The sequence below is a fragment of the Polynucleobacter sp. UK-Kesae-W10 genome, from assembly GCF_018881575.1.
In the GTDB taxonomy this organism is placed as follows: Bacteria; Pseudomonadota; Gammaproteobacteria; order Burkholderiales; family Burkholderiaceae; genus Polynucleobacter.
The window spans coordinates 901785-918767 of sequence record NZ_JACVQB010000001.1; the positions used below are offsets into that span (position 1 = coordinate 901785).

General features: G+C 47.3%; 13 protein-coding genes and 1 pseudogene. 13 read left to right on the forward strand and 1 reads right to left on the reverse strand.

Features of this window, described 5'->3' with window-relative positions; genetic code table 11:
* Positions 1-94: 94 nt before the first annotated feature.
* The 10 genes and pseudogenes from ICN24_RS04750 (at position 95) to ICN24_RS04795 (ending at position 12675) form a co-directional block, all read left to right on the forward strand.
* On the forward strand, positions 95-1498 hold the full coding sequence (locus ICN24_RS04750; protein ID WP_216221723.1) for a carbohydrate porin: 1404 nt from the start codon (positions 95-97) through the stop codon (positions 1496-1498).
* Between the two features lie 185 nt (positions 1499-1683).
* Positions 1684-3201: a TolC family protein gene (locus tag ICN24_RS04755; RefSeq protein WP_216221724.1), complete on the forward strand. Its 1518-nt coding sequence runs from the start codon at positions 1684-1686 to the stop codon at positions 3199-3201.
* A 9-nt stretch (positions 3202-3210) separates the two neighbouring features.
* Positions 3211-4470, forward strand: coding sequence for an efflux RND transporter periplasmic adaptor subunit (locus ICN24_RS04760; protein WP_216221725.1), 1260 nt, complete (start codon positions 3211-3213; stop codon positions 4468-4470).
* Positions 4471-7548 carry an efflux RND transporter permease subunit gene (locus tag ICN24_RS04765; protein ID WP_216221726.1) on the forward strand — a complete coding sequence of 1026 codons (3078 nt, stop codon included), beginning with the start codon at positions 4471-4473 and terminating at the stop codon, positions 7546-7548. It abuts the gene before it with no gap.
* 2 nt (positions 7549-7550) lie between these two features.
* On the forward strand, positions 7551-8336 hold the full coding sequence (surE, locus tag ICN24_RS04770) for a 5'/3'-nucleotidase SurE (protein WP_216221728.1): 786 nt from the start codon (positions 7551-7553) through the stop codon (positions 8334-8336).
* A 29-nt stretch (positions 8337-8365) separates the two neighbouring features.
* Positions 8366-8989: pseudogene (locus ICN24_RS04775) on the forward strand (protein-L-isoaspartate(D-aspartate) O-methyltransferase); the annotation flags it as partial.
* Complete coding sequence (locus ICN24_RS04780) at positions 8986-9789, forward strand: peptidoglycan DD-metalloendopeptidase family protein (RefSeq protein WP_216221731.1); 804 nt, start codon at positions 8986-8988, stop codon at positions 9787-9789. The pseudogene ICN24_RS04775 and the gene ICN24_RS04780, both read left to right, overlap by 4 nt.
* 22 nt (positions 9790-9811) lie before the next feature.
* A complete protein-coding gene (locus ICN24_RS04785) occupies positions 9812-10633 on the forward strand; it encodes a 3'-5' exonuclease (protein WP_216221733.1) in 822 nt (273 codons plus the stop codon).
* A complete protein-coding gene (rlmD, locus tag ICN24_RS04790; protein ID WP_216222241.1) occupies positions 10626-12056 on the forward strand; it encodes a 23S rRNA (uracil(1939)-C(5))-methyltransferase RlmD in 1431 nt (476 codons plus the stop codon). Before ICN24_RS04785 ends, rlmD begins: the two co-directional genes overlap by 8 nt.
* Positions 12057-12120: 64 nt before the next feature.
* Complete coding sequence (locus tag ICN24_RS04795; protein ID WP_216221734.1) at positions 12121-12675, forward strand: outer membrane protein; 555 nt, start codon at positions 12121-12123, stop codon at positions 12673-12675.
* Positions 12676-13034: 359 nt separating this feature from the next.
* On the opposite strand, the gene ICN24_RS04800 is transcribed toward ICN24_RS04795, so the two are convergent.
* Positions 13035-13736, reverse strand: coding sequence for a Bax inhibitor-1 family protein (locus ICN24_RS04800; RefSeq protein ID WP_216221736.1), 702 nt, complete (start codon positions 13734-13736; stop codon positions 13035-13037).
* 279 nt (positions 13737-14015) lie between these two features.
* Here ICN24_RS04800 and ndk point away from each other — a divergent pair, with 279 nt between their 5' ends.
* From ndk to ispG, 3 genes are read left to right on the forward strand one after another with little or no spacing between them, the layout of a single operon-like run.
* Positions 14016-14441 (forward strand): nucleoside-diphosphate kinase, encoded by a 426-nt coding sequence (gene ndk, locus ICN24_RS04805; protein ID WP_215297858.1) that lies wholly within the window; start codon positions 14016-14018, stop codon positions 14439-14441.
* A 31-nt stretch (positions 14442-14472) separates the two neighbouring features.
* Positions 14473-15693, forward strand: coding sequence for a 23S rRNA (adenine(2503)-C(2))-methyltransferase RlmN (rlmN, locus tag ICN24_RS04810; RefSeq protein WP_216221737.1), 1221 nt, complete (start codon positions 14473-14475; stop codon positions 15691-15693).
* A gap of 10 nt (positions 15694-15703) precedes the next feature.
* Complete coding sequence (ispG, locus tag ICN24_RS04815) at positions 15704-16978, forward strand: flavodoxin-dependent (E)-4-hydroxy-3-methylbut-2-enyl-diphosphate synthase (RefSeq protein ID WP_216221739.1); 1275 nt, start codon at positions 15704-15706, stop codon at positions 16976-16978.
* The last annotated feature ends 5 nt before the right edge of the window (positions 16979-16983 follow it).

The following is a 16983-nucleotide window of genomic DNA, read 5'->3' on the forward strand; positions in this document are numbered from 1 at the left end:
CCCTAGGCTTCAATCCTAGGCTGTGAGTCGCTGAATTTTTCCATCAATCAGCTACCTTTTGCTATTAGCCAGGTAGCCCAATCAGAAATCGTGAATGACCCGCAAGCTTTTGCTCATTCTCCTGTTAAGTTTGTCCACTGCTTCTGCCTTTGCGCAGAGGGCAGGCTCGGGTGCCGACCAAATCGAGAGTTTTGCTGCTCCGATTGAAGGTCTGCCAACTGAGGGTGAGATCTTGGGTTTGCCAGTAAATATTCACGGTCAAACCACTTACATCAATCAGCGTTATAACAATTTCACTTCCTCTTATGCAGGTCAAAATAGTTTGAATGCACAGAGGTCGATGAGTTATACCTGGACTGGCACTTTATTTTTTGGTGCACGTCTTGCGCCCAATACCGATATTTATTTCAACCCAGAAGTAGTTTCTGGCGTGCCATTTTCTGGTTTAGTTGGTTTAGGCGGCTTTACTAACGGTGAAGCAACTAAAGCCGCAGGTGCGCAAGCTAAATTTTATTCTGCACGCGCCTTTGTGCGTCAGACCATCAATCAAGAAGGCGAAAAAGTTGTTCTTGAAAATGAAGCCAATCAAATTACTCAAACAGTGAGCAGTAATCGTGTAGTTGTTACTGCTGGTCAGTTTTCTACTTTGGATATTTTTGACGATAGCCGTTACGCAAAAGACCCTCGTATTCAGTTCATGAACTGGGGCAATATGACCTATCTGGCATATGACTATGCTGCCGATGCACGCGGCTACAGTACTGGCCTGGCGGGGGAGTGGTACCTGAGTAATTGGGTGCTAAGGGCTTCACGCATGCTAGCACCAAAGACGCCGAATGGCTTAGACCTTAATTGGCAAGTATTTAACGCTTACGGCGATCAGTTTGAGATAGAGCGCCAACATGCTATTGGCGACTTACCGGGTAAGGTGAGCATCTTGGCCTATCGCAACAAAATGATTTTGGCGCGTTTTCAGGATGCAACCAATTACGTGATTGCTAATAATGCTCAAGGAACGCAAGCTATCAATAATGTGCGTACGAACTATCAATACAAAACTGGTATTGGCATCAATGGTGAGCAGGCTTTGACTAAAGACCTTGGTATTTATGGCCGCGCCTTTACTTCAGATGGTCACACAGAAACCATGTCATTCACAGAAGCAGATAACTCTGTATCTGTTGGTATGAGTTTGAATGGCACTGGCTGGAAACGTGCGAGCGATACGATCGGTATTTCGATGATGCAAAACGGTTTATCAAGCTATCGCAAAAATTATTTGCAAAGTGGGGGCGTTTCGTATTTCATTGGTGACTATGCTGGTCCTGGCCAGGCAATTTCCTATCGTCCAGAGAGGATCGGGGAGGTCTATTACAACGCCATGGTCGTGAAGAATGTCCTTCTCGGAGTGAACTTTCAGCACATTAATAATCCGGCCTATAACTCAGCCCGCGGGCCAGTAAATATCGCCTCTTTTAGGATTCATGCTGAGTTTTAGGGCTTTGGCGCCCAGAGGCGACAATTATTATCTTTAGAATCAATGAGATAGCAATTGTCAATAATTCGACATTTACGTTTTCTACCCTATAATCCCTTAAACCCCCTGAAACGGGCGATCTATTGATCAAAACTGGCATCAGGGGCTATAAAAACAGCATTTCATTGATTTAGAGGCAGCCGCTTTTGTTCCTTCTCGGCATACGCAAAATTAGCGCAGTACTGACAGTCAAAAGAGTCGCTGTTGCTCTCTACGCCCCTTTATTTTCTGCTGTAGTGTTTGCTCAATCGTCTGATGTGCCACCAGCGAGCGTTACTGTTCAGGGTGGCGACGTCTCTTTATCTGCGCCGCCTTCCATTGGCGCACAACTCAGCTCTCAAGAAAAACCTTCCAAGGCGGCTGAATTATTTGCGCCGGTAACGAAGGCAAATACGCCAAAAAATTATGTGAAGAGTGCGCCATCTGGTCCGGTTGAAATGGATCTACGTCAACTATGGAGTGAGTTAAAGGCAAATAATCCGCAGCTGGCTTCTCTGCGTGAGTCATATTTATCTGCCAAAGCTACAGTGCCTCAGATTGCTGCTCCGGCAAACCCACAGGTTGGCTTAGTGTGGTCCGGTATGCCAGTGAATTCTCCTTTTGCTCTGGGTGGTGCTAATGCACCGTCGCAGCAATATCCAGGTGGAATCAGTAGTAATAACTCGGTATCGATTGCGCAACCCTTTCAGTTTCCCGGTAAGAAAAGTTTGGCAGCCGATATTGCCGATACCAATGCAGAGACATTGCTGGCACAAACAGAGTCTACGTATCTACAGTTAGGTGCACAGCTTTCTACGCTGTACTACAGTGCGCTGGCCTCGCAAAAGCAATTGCAAGTCTTAAAAGAGTCTGTCATTCGTTTGGAAATGATTAAGAACGTGGCAAAGGCGCGCTACTCGAATAATGCAGCGGCGTATGTGGAGTATCTCAATGCGCAGGTGGCTCAAAGCGCTGCCGAAGCTGATCAATTTAATTTAGAGCGTCAGTTAGAGGTTGCGATTAAAAATATCAACACTCTCGTAGGTCGCCACTCCAGAGAGAAGCTGATTTTGAAGGGTGATGTACGCCGCTCAATGAACTCTGTTCCGACATTGGTTGAGCTGGAGGATTATGCGGAGTCTAGTCACCCAAGCTTGAAGGGCTCTGCACTGCAGTTAGATGCTGCACGCAAGGGTGTCACTTTGGCCAAGAAAGCGTACTTACCAGATTTTCAGGTGATTGGCTCTTCATACACTCCACGTGGACCATTTTCTGCAAACAACGGCGCATTGTTTTATCAATTTGAATTAGATCTCATTATTCCTTTGTATTTCTTCACCAAGGAGAAATACGGAGTAGAGCAAGCGCAGCGCAATCAGGCTGCTGCCGAAGCGAGTGATATTTCTAACCGCCAACAAGTGGTCTTGGCGGTGAATTCTGCTTACGCCAGCTATCAGCAAGCCAAAACTGCAGCAACTTTCTTGAAAGATCGCCAAGTGCCACAAGCGGATGCGGCCTATAAAGTAGGCTTAGTTCAATACTCTAACAATGGTCAGGGCTTCAATGATTTATTAACTGCCCAAACGCAGTTACGTAACTTGGAGGTGCAATTGGCTTTGGCAGAAGCAAATCTCCTACAAGCTCAAGCAGTATTGTTGGTGACTGCTGGTAAAGAACCTTTCTAAGGAGTTGTTTTGAAGGACAAGTTAAAAACCATCCTACAGCGAGCTTCTGCAGAAGTTCAGAAGTTAAAAGAGAAGTTTGCTGCCCGTATTGCAGCCAATACGAACGAGATTCATCGCTCCTACTGGGCGCTTCCACCAGAGACGCGTGCACGTCTGCGCTTGGTTATTATTTGTGTATCTATTTTGATGCTCGGCATTGTGATTGGATTGTTTGTAAACGTAAATCGTCCAGTGAAGTTTGATAAAACTGCTAAAACTTTGACGATTGAAAATACCGGCGCAATGGAGTTGAAGTTACCTGGAGTTGAGCTCAATCCCAATATCTACATTTTCCAAGATGCAGTAGTGGTAACGGTTCCAGTGGACTTAAAGGTTCCTGGCCGCTTGGCATTTAATGCCGAAAAATCGAAGGTGCTCTCCGCAAGAGCCCCTGGTCGCGTAGAGCGGATCTATGCGTTTGATGGTGCACAAGTTGAAGTGGGATCCCCAATCATCGAGCTCTACAGTCCTGAGTTCTTGTCCGCACAACAAGAGTACTTACTGTCTTCCAAAACAGCCAAAGTGCTTGAGTCAAATAAAACCATGAGTGATTTGCTAGGTGATGCGCAAATTACTCAGCAAGCGGCCGCCAATCGTATGCGTAACTTGGGTGCCAGCGAGGGAGATATCAAGTCTTTGGAGAAAAATGGCAAAACCCAATACAACCTTATCATGCGCTCACCGCTACAAGGTGTCGTGGTAAAGCGTTCAGTAGATCCAGGCTCCATTGTGAATGCGGGTGATGTCTTGGCTACCTTGGCAAATCCCAAAGAGCTCTGGTTCTTGGGAAATGTTTTCGAGCAAGATATTCGGAAGATTCAAAAGGGGCAAACCATGGTCCTGCGTTCTGAGTCTTATCCAGATAAAGAATTCGTAGCGACAGCCAACTATATTGCCCCAACGATTGATCCTGAGACGCATGCCTTATTGATTCGTTGTGATGTGGAGAACCCAGAGGGACTCTTGCGTCCAGACATGTATGTCAGCGCACGCCTCAAAACTGGTGATGCTGAAGCGGTTGTCGTTCCGCAGTCTGCGATTGTGCGTGTACGTGAGATGCGTTATGTCATTATCAAAACCGGTAAAGATAGCTATCGTCGCTTTGCAGTGAAGGGCTATGACCTGGACGGCAAGCGTTTTGCAGTTACTGAAGGTTTAGAGCCTGGCATGAAGGTCTTAACGGATGGCGCGGTCTTGTTGAATGACCGTTTTGCCAAGCAGGAGGAATAATTGAGTTTCGTTACCTCCTTCATCCGGGGAGTCTTGGATAAGCGCGTGATCATTCTGATCACTGCCGCTTTGCTGTTGGTGCTTGGTGCATTTAGCTTAAAGCAATTACCGATTCAGCCATATCCTGGCGTTGCGCCTTTGACGATTCAGGCAATCTCTCAGTGGCCGGGTAGAAGTACAACGGAAGTTGAGCAGCAGGTAACCATCCCAGTAGAAAATGCGTTGGCTGGTATCCCAGGGGTCAAGGCATTTCGATCGGTATCACTCTTTGGCTTGTCAGTTGTCACACTGAAGTTCAATGACAATGCTGATCCTTTTAAGGTACGCCAAATCTTTATTACCAATTTAGGTAATGTCGCGTTTCCTCCAGGCGTTAACTCCAGCGTTAGCCCAGACTCCGATGCTACTGGTGAGATCTTGCGCTATCAGGTAACGTCTGATTATGCATCGCCAACCCGTCTGAAGACCTTACAAAACTACGAGATCTACAAAGAGCTAAAGCAGACTCCTGGTATTGCTGATGTTTCTTCTTTTGGCGGCAAGGTACGTCAATATCAAGTGATTGTGAGTCCCGAGAGTTTGCAGTCAAAGGGCGTGACGGTTCCTCAGTTAATTGATGCGCTCTCAAAAGCCAATGACAATACCGGCGGCGGAATTCTGCCGAGTGGTGAGCAGCAGTTCGTAGTGCGTGGTGTTGGCTTGCTCAAAAATATCGAAGACATTAAGCAGGTTGTAATCGCAGTGAATAAGGGTGTGCCAGTGCGTATTGGTGATGTCGCCAATGTGGTGATTGGTAATGCCCCACGCTTAGGCTTATTCCAGTTTGATAACAATCCAGACTCCGTTGAGGGGATTGTGTATTTGCGTCGTGGTGAGAACGCTTCTGAAGTCTTGGCACGTGTGCGCGAAAAGATCACCAATATCAATAACCATATTTTGCCCCCCGGCATTCAGGTGAAGCCTTTCTATGACCGCCAAGTATTGCTAGACATTACTGTGGGCACTGTGAAGCACACCATGTTCTTTGGTATCAGCATGGTCTTGGTCTTGTTGTATGTGTTCTTGGGTAATTTCCGCGCAGCTGCTGTGGTTGCCGCTGTCATTCCTTTGGCGCTGTGCTTTTCTTTCATCATGATGTACCTCTTTAATGTCCCGGCCAATTTGATTTCCTTGGGGGCAATTGACTTTGGGGTGATCGTAGATGCGGCAGTGATCATTACAGAAAACGTAATGCGTCACATGGAGGAGGGCGGTAAGCGCGTCAACCAAAGCATCATTTTGGCGACTAGCGAAGTGCAGCGAGCCATGGTCTACTCCACGAGCATCATTATCGTGGCTTACTCACCTTTATTTCTAATGGGTGGCGTTGAGGGGATCATCTTTAAGCCCATGGCGTTCACGATGGGCTTCGCACTGATTGCATCGATTGTGCTGAGTTTGACCTTCTTGCCGGCATCAATGTCATATGTATTTGGAGATAAGTTCCATCACGCACCTCCAAAATTTATTACTTGGATGTTAGAGCGGTATCGCCCCCTCTTGCGTAAATGGATGGATCACCCACGTCACGTGATTGCGATTTCGGTTTTCATCTTGGGCGTGACTTTATTGAGTGCCACCCGACTTGGAACAGCGTTTTTACCGACCTTAGAAGAAAACAATATTTGGTTGCGGGTGACTTTACCCAATACGGTTGATTTGGATTACTCCATTAGCGTTGCCAATCAGTTGCGTGAAACTTTCTTAAAGCAGCCTGAGTTAGAAAAAGTAGCCGTGCAGATTGGTCGTCCAGATGATGGCACCGATTCGACTGGAGTATTTAATCAAGAGTATGGTTTGTATCTCAAATCTCCTGAAGAGATGCCTAAGGGTACTAATAAGCAAATGTTAATTAGTCATTTACAGGCAGAGCTCGATAAGATTCCAGGAGTGAATTACAGCTTCTCACAATACATTCAAGATAACGTTAATGAGGCCTTATCAGGCGTGAAGGGTGAAAACTCCGTCAAGATCTTTGGTTCGGATTTAGAGGTGCTGGCACAAAAAGCCCATGAAGTAGTCACGCAGCTCAAAAAAGTACGCGGTATTGAGGATGAGAATACGCTCAAGGAGTTGGGCCAGCCTACGCTCAATATCCAAATTGATCGTGAGCGTGCAGCGCGCTATGGTGTCAATGTCAGCGATATTCAAACGGTTGTAGCCAATTCGATTGGTGGTGCTCCCGTATCGAATTTCTTAGAGGATGAAAAGACCTTTGGCATTGCGGTGCGTTTAAATGAAGCAAGCCGGAATGACATTCCTGACGTAGCTAACTTGCTGATTGATACCCCGAATGGTCAAAAAGTACCGCTTAGTATGGTAGCCAAAGTGCAATTAACGGATGGACCTTTCTTTATCTATCGTGAAGCTGGCAAGCGTTATATCGCGGTCATCTTTAGCGTACGCGGTCGCGATTTGGGTAGTGCAGTAGAGGATGCCAAGTACTTGGTAGAGAAGAATGTGGCACTGCCAACCAATTACACCATTGCGTGGGATGGTCAGTTTAATCAGATGAAGGCAGCCCAACAAAAGTTGATGGTCATTATTCCGTTAACCTTAGTGGCGATCTTCTTATTATTGGTCACTGCTCTCGGTAATTTCCGTGATGCAGTCATTGTGCTCATTAATGTGCCATTTGCAGCGATTGGTGGCATCATCGCCTTGCATCTAGGTGGTGAGACATTGAGTATTTCGGCGCTCTTTGGATTCTTATCGTTATTTGGTATTGCCATTCAGGATGGCGTGATTCTGATTTCCTATATCAATAAGACCGTAGCGGAAGAGCATGGCGCCATGAAAGACGCCATGGTAGACGGTGCCGCTTTGCGCGTTCGCCCTGTGCTGATGACGGCAATGCTAGCTGGCTTAGGTTTATTGCCTGCTGCTTTGTCTCATTCGATTGGCTCTGAAGCGCAGCGTCCATTGGCTTTGGTAATTGTTGGTGGGATGGTGACCACCACTGTTCTTACTTTATTAGTATTGCCGGTAATCTACGCTGCAATGAGAGCGCGCGGCAAACATAAACCGGGTCTCGTATAACTATGTCTAAGCAACCCCATATTTTGGTATCCAATGACGATGGCTATTTAGCTCCGGGATTGTTGGCCTTGGTCAATGCGGTACGTCCTTTGGGACGCATTACCGTCATTGCGCCAGAGCAAAACCATAGTGGTGCCTCGAACTCTTTGACGCTTTCAAGACCACTCTCGATTCATCGAGTAGCTGGTGGCGAGCGTGATGGCTTCTTCTTCATCAACGGCACGCCAACTGATTGCGTACACGTAGCCATGACCGGCTTCTTGGATGAAAAGCCAGATTTAGTCATCTCCGGTATTAATCAAGGCGAGAACATGGGGGAAGATGTGCTGTATTCAGGCACAGTCGCTGCTGCAGTAGAGGGTGTGATGTTTGGTGTACCTGGAATTGCTTTCTCGCAAATTGATCGCGGTTGGAATCGTATTGAAGATGCTGCTAAAGCGGCCCATGATGTTGTGGCACAAATGTTGGTTTCAGCATTAAGTCGCACCGATGGTACTGCTACGCTACTCAACGTGAACATTCCCAATCGTCCTTACGCGGATTTGTATCGCTGGCGTGTTACCCGTTTAGGCAATCGCCATCACTCTCAGCCTGTAGTGGTACAAGATAGTCCGCGTGGAGAAAAGATCTACTGGATCGGTGCTGCAGGTGATGTCAAAGAAGGTTCTGAAGGTACGGATTTTCATGCGGTAGCCGAAGGCTGCATCTCCATTACGCCGATGCAATTGGATTTAACGCATCATGCGCGTTTAGCTGCCATGCGCGCCAATGGTTGGGATCGCGGTTGAAAGCACCTACAGAGCGTTTTGCAGCCTATCGGCAGGCCCTAGCAGCAAAAGTCCATGCCGGGGGCGTCAAACACGGTAAAACTTTAGAAGCGATTGCGACAGTGCCACGCCATGCTTTTATGGATCCTGGTTTGCATGCACAAGCCTATGAAGATACTGCGCTTCCGATTGGCCATGAGCAAACGATTTCTAAACCATCGGTTGTTGCCCACATGATTGAGCTGCTACATAAGCCAAGACATAAGCTCGGTAAAGTGCTTGAAATTGGTACTGGTTGTGGTTACCAAGCGGCCGTTTTAAGTTTGCTTGCAGATGAGGTGTATTCCATTGAGCGTATTCGTCCTCTGCACGACATGGCGCGCTCTAAATTGCGACCTTTCCGGATTAATAATTTACGTTTGATTTATGGAGACGGTATTTTGGGGCTTCCCCAAGCAGCTCCATTTGATGGGATTATTTTGGCTGCTGCTGGTCTGGGCATCCCAGATGCGTTATTGGATCAATTGGCGATCGGCGGGCGTTTGGTTGCCCCAGTTGCCAAAAATGACAAAGAACAGCAATTGGTTGTAGTCGAGAGAATGAGCTCCCAGCGCTACCAAAGAACTGTGCTGGACGAGGTCTTTTTTGTCCCCTTACAATCAGGGGTAGTATGAGATTGACTATGACCATGATGAACTCCATGACCAATTTAACTAAAGGCTTTCTGATTGCACTCTTGTCCACTCTGGTGATGCTGACGGGGTGCTCTACGCCTCGCACCAAACCAGCGGGCGTGATCGATCGCTCTGGTGGCTCAAGTGCTGCTTATGAGCCTGCACCTCCAGGCTACTATCGCGTCAAGAAAGGCGATACTTTGGCACGCATTGCTTTAGATCATGGTCAAGCGCCACGAGATGTAGCGCAATGGAATAGTGCTGCCAATCCAAGCTTTAATCCAAACGTCATCGAAGTAGGTGATTTGATTTTGATTAAGCCACCTGCTGGCACCAAAGTTGCTAAGCCGGCGGAGAAAAAATTGACGCCTGCAAATCCAGTAACCGATAAAGCGGATGTCCCAGCGCCGGAGCCTACCAAAGCTGAGGTAGTTGCAGAACCGGGTATTCGTTTGTCATGGCCTGCAAAAGGCAAGGTGACTGGTGAATTTAATGAAACCAACAAAGGTATCGACATCGCCGGCAAAGTGGGTGAGCCAGTATTAGCTGCGTCTGATGGCAAAGTGGTTTACGCAGGCAATAGTTTGCGTGGCTATGGCAATCTCGTGATTGTGAAGCATGACAATACCTATCTCACGGCCTATGCACACAACAGTAAGCTCCTGGTAAAAGAGGGCGATTCTGTTCGTAAGGGTCAGAAAATTGCTGAGATGGGTGATACCGATGCTAATGCACCGAAACTCCATTTTGAATTGCGCGTAAACGGCAAACCAGTCAATCCAACGCCGTACCTGCAGTAATGTTGCTGGCTTAAGAAGCGCTATGGCCACTGTCCTGGTATTTGATATTGAAACCATTCCGGATGTAGCTGGATTGCGTCGATTGGAAGATTATCCAGACACGATGAGTGACTCAGAGGTTGCCGCTCAAGCCATGGCAGAGCGTGCCGCAAAAACTGGTAGCGAGTTTTTACCCTTGTATCTGCAAAAGATTGTGGCGATTTCTTGTGTGATCCGCCGCACTACTAAGGAAGGTGCACCCCAAATTAAAGTAGGCACACTGGGCACCCCACAAGATGATGAGAAGGTATTAATTCAGGCCTTCTTTGATCTCATTGAAAAATATACTCCGCAATTGGTGTCTTGGAATGGCAGTGGTTTTGATTTACCAGTGCTGCATTACCGCGCTCTCGCAAATCATATTCAGGCACCGCGGTATTGGGAGATGGGTGAGAGCCAGGAGGCTGATAGCCGTGAGTTCAAGTGGAATAACTACATTAGTCGATACCATATGCGTCATCTGGATATGATGGATCTCTTGGCGAAATTCAATGGCAGGGCAAACGCCCCTTTGGATGGTCTCGCTAAACTTTGTGGTTTTCCGGGCAAGATGGGTATGGATGGCAGTCAAGTTTGGCCTGCCTATCAAGATGGCAAGATTAATGACATTCGCCGCTATTGCGAAACCGATGTGGTCAATACCTATTTAATGTATTGCCGTTTTCAACTGCTGCGTGGCGGTTTTACAGCAGAGGAATACCAAGAAGAGATCGCCTTTGTAAAAGCCTACTTAGAAAAAGAGGCAAAGGAGCCGAATGGCGGTCAATGGCAAGAATATCTCCAAGGATTTGCGCCGGATGCGTAGAGGGGATAAGCCAGTCAATATTGAGGTTGAGCAGCCTATTGAAGTTGAATCTCTCGATCTCGATGCCCAGGGAATTGCCCGTTTAGCACCAAACGAAGAAGAGGCAGCGCAAGGTCAAAGTGGCAAGGTTATCTTTATCAAGGGAGCCTTACCGACCGAACGTGTGACCTATACGATCACGAGTGATAAGGCCCGCTTTAGTAAAGCCAAAGTCCGCGAGATCCTCAAGCCAGCTGTCTTTAGGGCAAACCCCCAATGTGCCGCCTTTGGTGTTTGTGGGGGTTGCACCATGCAGCACTTAGATATTCGTGCGCAGGTTGCCATGAAGCAGCGCGTACTCGAAGATGACTTACATCACATCGCCAAAGTGGCTCCAGAAGAAATTCTGCGCCCGATGGGTGGACCTACTTGGGAGTATCGTCATCGGGCACGTTTAAGTGCCGTTAATCGCTCGATTAAAAAGGGCACGGTACTGATTGGTTTTCATGAAGGTAAGAGTGGTTATGTCGCTGATATGTTGGCTTGCGAGATCTTGCCTAAACAGGTTTCCAATCTCTTGCCAGAAATGCGTAAATTGGTCATGGGCTTATCGATTGTGGACCGTATGCCGCAAATTGAGATTGCAGTAGGCGAGCCAGAAGATCCGCAATCAGACGACCCCAAGAAGACAAAACCGGTCATCGCCTTGGTCTTCCGGAATCTACAGCCTCTCACTAGCGCCGACGAGGATTTATTGCGAGCATTTGCTGATCAACATCAGGTGTGGATTTGGTTGCAGCCTAAAGGCATTGAAACGGTCGCGCCGTTTTATCCGCTCACAGGCAAGCTGTGTTATCGCTTGCCGGAATTCGAGATTGAAATGCCCTTTAAGCCTGCTGACTTTACGCAAGTCAATCACATGATGAACCGCGCTTTGGTGAGTAAGGCCGTTCGGATGCTAGAGCTTCAAGAGGCAGATCGAGTATTGGATTTATTTTGCGGCATTGGTAATTTCACATTACCGCTGGCCAGAAAAGCAAAACACGTTTTAGGGATTGAGGGTCTTGCAACCCTCACAGCCCGAGCTAAAGCTAATGCAGAACACAATGGCTTAGTGGATAAAGTCAGCTTTATGCAAAGTGATTTATTTGAAGTGACAACGGAGACGATTGCATCCTGGGGTAAAGCAGAACGCTGGTTAATGGATCCGCCTCGTGAAGGTGCGATGGAGATTTGCAAAGCGCTTGCAGATCTGCATATACAGAAGAGTGATTTATTGCCTCAGCGGATTGTCTACGTTTCTTGTAATCCCAAAACCCTCGCTCGGGATACTGAAATTCTGTGTCACCAAGCTGGCTACTCCCTCAAGGGGGCAGGAATCGTCAATATGTTCCCCCATACTTCCCACGTAGAGTCCATGGCGATTTTTGATAGGGCGCAGTGAGTGTGGCTCAGTAAGTTTGATATAGTGTTTTCAATAAATACATAAAAATATTCGGGGGCAGGTCATGAAAAAAATAGCAATTTTGTTGTGGACTCTTTCCATCCCCATGGCTTATGGCCAATCTCAAAATTTTGAAGGTTTTGGTTTAGCAATTGACTATTCCTTAAACTCCATTACGGATAAATCTACTCCGGGTGATACTGCAACAAGCAACAGTGGAATCCCAAGTATTACTGTTGATGTATATAAGGCTATCAATAACCAGTGGCTGGTCGGCGCCTATGGAACTTATGATCTGGCAACGACTGATACGGCGGGAAGCGATCCCGATGCGCAACATCCTATCGACGCCGGTGGAAAACTCGCCTATGCAGTCACAGATGACTTGCTGGGGTACATCAAACTTGGATGGTCATGGTCTAAATTTTCTTCACCGGGCTATTACCAGTGGATGAATGGCCCTAGTTATGGCATTGGTGCTGAATATCTACTTACCAAAAAGATTTTTACCAGGGTAGAGGTCTCTCAGCAAAACTATAAATCCGTGCAGTGGAATGACGGCAGTAGCGATAAGGTCAACATCAATTCGTATACCTTCTCGGTGGGTTATAGGTTCTAGCTTTCTTAAACAATCCAAATTAGCCCCATTCTTGCGCTAATTTGGTGCATATAGTGCGCCAAACATTACGAGTTGGTGCATTCCCTCCCTTACTAAGTCTTATATAAGAGTAGATTGGAATCGTGCAGCAGGGGTTTGCTGTTGATAGGTCCAATACAGGGAGAGCATCATGAAAGCCTCAGATAGTTTTGCAATCTTGTTGATTTTGATTGCACTGTCTTATGCGGTAAGCATGTTTGTAGCGAACTAAATACAAACAAGAGGGCAGGTAGTTTTAAAGGTAAAGAAAAAGGCGCCCGCAGGCGCCTGATGAAACAACACACTCAATTTATCGTGTATCTACTGTTTCTTGGACTGGCCTAGTCGCGATTGCCACCAACAATACCCAAGAGGGCCAGCAGATTGGTGAAGACGTTGTACACATCCAAATAGATCGCCAATGTAGCCATGATGTAGTTTGTCTCGCCGCCGTTGATCACACGCTGTACGTCAACCAAGATGAACGCGGAGAAAATGGCAATTGCCAGTACCATGACAGTCAACATCAAGGCCGGTAACTGGAGCCAGATGTTTGCCAGGGAGGCAACGATCAAGAGCAGTACGCCTACCATCAACCATTTTCCTAGGCCAGCAAAATCACTCTTGCTCACCGTGGCAATCGTTGCCATCACCGCAAAAATCGCCGCAGTACCACCAAAGGACAGCATGATGAGGGCTGCGCCGTTGCTATAGCTGTTCAGGGTGAAGCCCACGAGGCGGGACAGCATGATGCCCATGAAGAAGGTAAAGCCTAGCAAGAGCAAAACACCTACGCCGGTTTCCTTGTTCTTTTCAATTGCCCAGAAGAAGCCAAAAGCGACTGCCATGAACACAATGAAACCCAAGAAAGGGCTGCCAGAGAATAGGTCAAGACCCATTGCTACGCCAAGCCAAGCGCCAATGATGGTTGGAACCATCGAGAGTGCCAAGAGGGCATAGGTATTACGCAGTACGCGGTTGCGTACCTGGATCGTGCTAATTGAGCCGGTTTGGCCAAAGCCGTAAGAGTTCAGATCACTCATATTGACTCCTTCTTTTCAGGTTTATTTCAAGAGCCCATAAAGGGCTGTTGCTATTAAGTATAGACAAAAGGCCTCAATTTCAAGTGCATGGAGAAAAGACCTACAAATTCAGGGCTTATGCCTTGTAAATTCAAGGGCTTAGCCCTACACATATAGGGGTAAATACGGTCAAGCAATGTATAATTTGGGGGTCGTTGAGTGAGGGTAGGGTGTTTAGCCCTTTTGCGGTTTTGTCGCCTCGCTCAACAAATACCTTTGAAATCACTATTGGAGTCTTGAATGGCAATTGAACGCACCCTCTCTATTATCAAACCTGATGCTGTCGCTAAAAACGTCATCGGCAAAATTTATGACCGTTTTGAATCTGCTGGTTTGAAGATCGTTGCTTCCAGAATGGCGCATTTGTCACAAAACGAAGCCGAGCAGTTCTATGGCGTTCACAAAGATCGTCCTTTCTTCAAAGATTTGGTGAGCTTCATGATTTCTGGTCCAGTCATGATTCAAGTATTAGAAGGCGAAGGCGCTATTGCTAAGAATCGTGATTTGATGGGCGCTACTGATCCTAAGAAAGCAGAAAAAGGCACTATTCGTGCTGACTTTGCTGACAGCATTGATGCTAATGCTGTGCATGGTTCTGACGCTCCTGAAACAGCTGCCGTGGAAGTTGCATTCTTCTTCCCAGGCATGAATGTTTTCAATCGTTAATCAACAACCTATTTATTGATAAGTAGGCGCATTGACCTCCCCGCGCGTAAATCTCTTAGATTTTGACGCTGACCAAATGGCGGCGTATGTCGCGGGGTTGAATGAAAAGCCCTTCAGGGCAAAACAACTCATGCAGTGGATACACCAACGCGGTGTATCGGACATCAACGACATGAGTGACTTGGCGAAAAGCTTTAGAGCAACGTTGCTCGATAAGGCTCAAGTCCTCTCTCTCCCAGTCATTAAAGACGAACATGCTGCTGACGGCACACGCAAGTGGCTCTTAGACGTAGGCGCTGGTAATGCAGTGGAGTCTGTATTTATTCCAGAAGATGATCGCGGTACCTTGTGCATCTCGTCTCAGGCTGGTTGCGCAGTCAATTGCCGTTTTTGCTCTACCGGGCATCAAGGCTTTTCGCGTAACCTCACTTCCGGTGAAATCATCGGCCAATTGTGGTTTGCTGAACATCTCTTGCGCAATGATCCAGAGGCCGTGCGCAGAATTGAAAAATTTCCCACACCCGGCTGGGAACACACTGGGCGTGTGATTTCTAATGTGGTGATGATGGGCATGGGTGAGCCATTACTCAACTATGACAATGTGGTATCCGCATTACGACTGATGCTCGACGATCGCGCTTATGGTTTATCGCGTCGCCGTGTCACCGTCTCTACTTCAGGCGTGGTGCCGATGATTGATCGCTTGGCGCAAGATTGCCCAGTTGCTTTGGCGGTGTCATTACATGCGCCCAACGATGCATTGCGTGATCAGTTAGTGCCACTCAATCAAAAGTATCCCCTCCATGAATTGCTAGATGCGTGCGAGCGTTATCTACCATTTGCGCCAAGGGATTTTTTAACCTTTGAGTACTGCATGCTCGACGGTGTAAATGATTCTGATATTCAGGCGAAAGAATTGGTGCGCTTACTCAAGAACATTAAGTGCAAAATTAATCTCATTCCCTTTAATCCATTCCCGGAGTCTGGCCTGAAGCGGTCACCTGCTCAGAGAGTGCATGCTTTTGCCAGTATCTTGCTTGACGCTGGCATGGTAGCTACAGTTCGCAAGACCCGCGGTGATGATATTGCTGCTGCCTGTGGCCAATTGGCGGGTGATGTGGTTGACCGCACACGTGTGCGTGAGCGTGCTGTGCACAAAGCAGAGATTGAGATTGAAGAAGTTCAGTCTGATGACGATTTTGAAGTAAAGCAAAATGAGCGCCCCGTTGAGTGGCTTAAAAAGTTAAATTAATTAGATCCCTATGAGCTCTAATCAGTCACCCCTCCCAAAGCTACCTTTAGGCCCAGCGCCGAAGCGCGCTACTCGCCAAGCTAAGGTTGTTTGGCAGTCAAACATCATCACTGTCGGTGGTGATGCTCCGGTACGTGTGCAGTCCATGACCAATACCGATACGGCTGATGCAGTGGGTACCGCAATACAGGTGAAAGAATTAGCGCGTGCGGGTTCAGAGATGGTGCGTATTACCGTCAACACACCAGAGGCTGCAGCAGCAGTTCCTTATATTCGTGAGCAGTTAGACAAGATGGATGTTTTGGTGCCCTTGATTGGCGACTTCCATTACAACGGCCACACTTTATTAAATGATTACCCCGATTGCGCGAAGGCTCTATCGAAGTACCGCATCAATCCTGGCAATGTCGGTAAGGGCGCGAAGCGAGATCCTCAGTTTGCGCAGATGATTGAGGCAGCTTGCAAATATGACAAGCCTATTCGCATTGGAGTCAATTGGGGCAGCTTAGATCAAGATCTACTGGCATCCATCATGGATAGCAATGCTGCATTGGCGGTGCCTAAGACAGCGCAAGAGGTGATGATTGAGGCTTTAATTCAGTCAGCACTACAGTCTGCAGAAAAAGCGGTTGAGTTGGGAATGAATCCTGATCAAATTCTGCTTTCTTGCAAAGTCAGCAATGTGCAAGACTTGGTTGCGGTATATCGCGATCTTTCGCGTCGTTCTGACTATCCCTTGCATTTAGGTTTAACCGAAGCAGGCATGGGTAGCAAAGGAATTGTCTCTTCTACAGCGGCCATGGGTATTTTGTTGCAAGAGGGTATTGGCGACACGATTCGTGTTTCATTAACGCCAGATCCCGGTGCTCCGCGTGAAAATGAAGTGATTGTTGCCCAAGAAATTTTGCAGACCATGGGATTGCGTAACTTCACTCCTATGGTGATTGCCTGTCCCGGCTGTGGCAGAACAACTAGTACGACCTTCCAGGAGTTGGCTGCCAATATTCAATCGTACTTACGTCAGCAAATGCCGATTTGGAAGAAAACCCATCCAGGTGTTGAGAATATGAACGTGGCTGTGATGGGCTGCATTGTGAATGGTCCTGGCGAGAGTAAGCATGCCAATATTGGTATTTCATTGCCGGGAACGGGTGAAACACCAACGGCACCGGTATTTGTGGATGGCATTAAAGTGAAGACACTGCGTGGTGACAATATTGCCCAAGAGTTTCAGGTCATCGTAGACGACTATGTCAAACAGCACTATGCCACTAAGTCTGAATAAGTTTT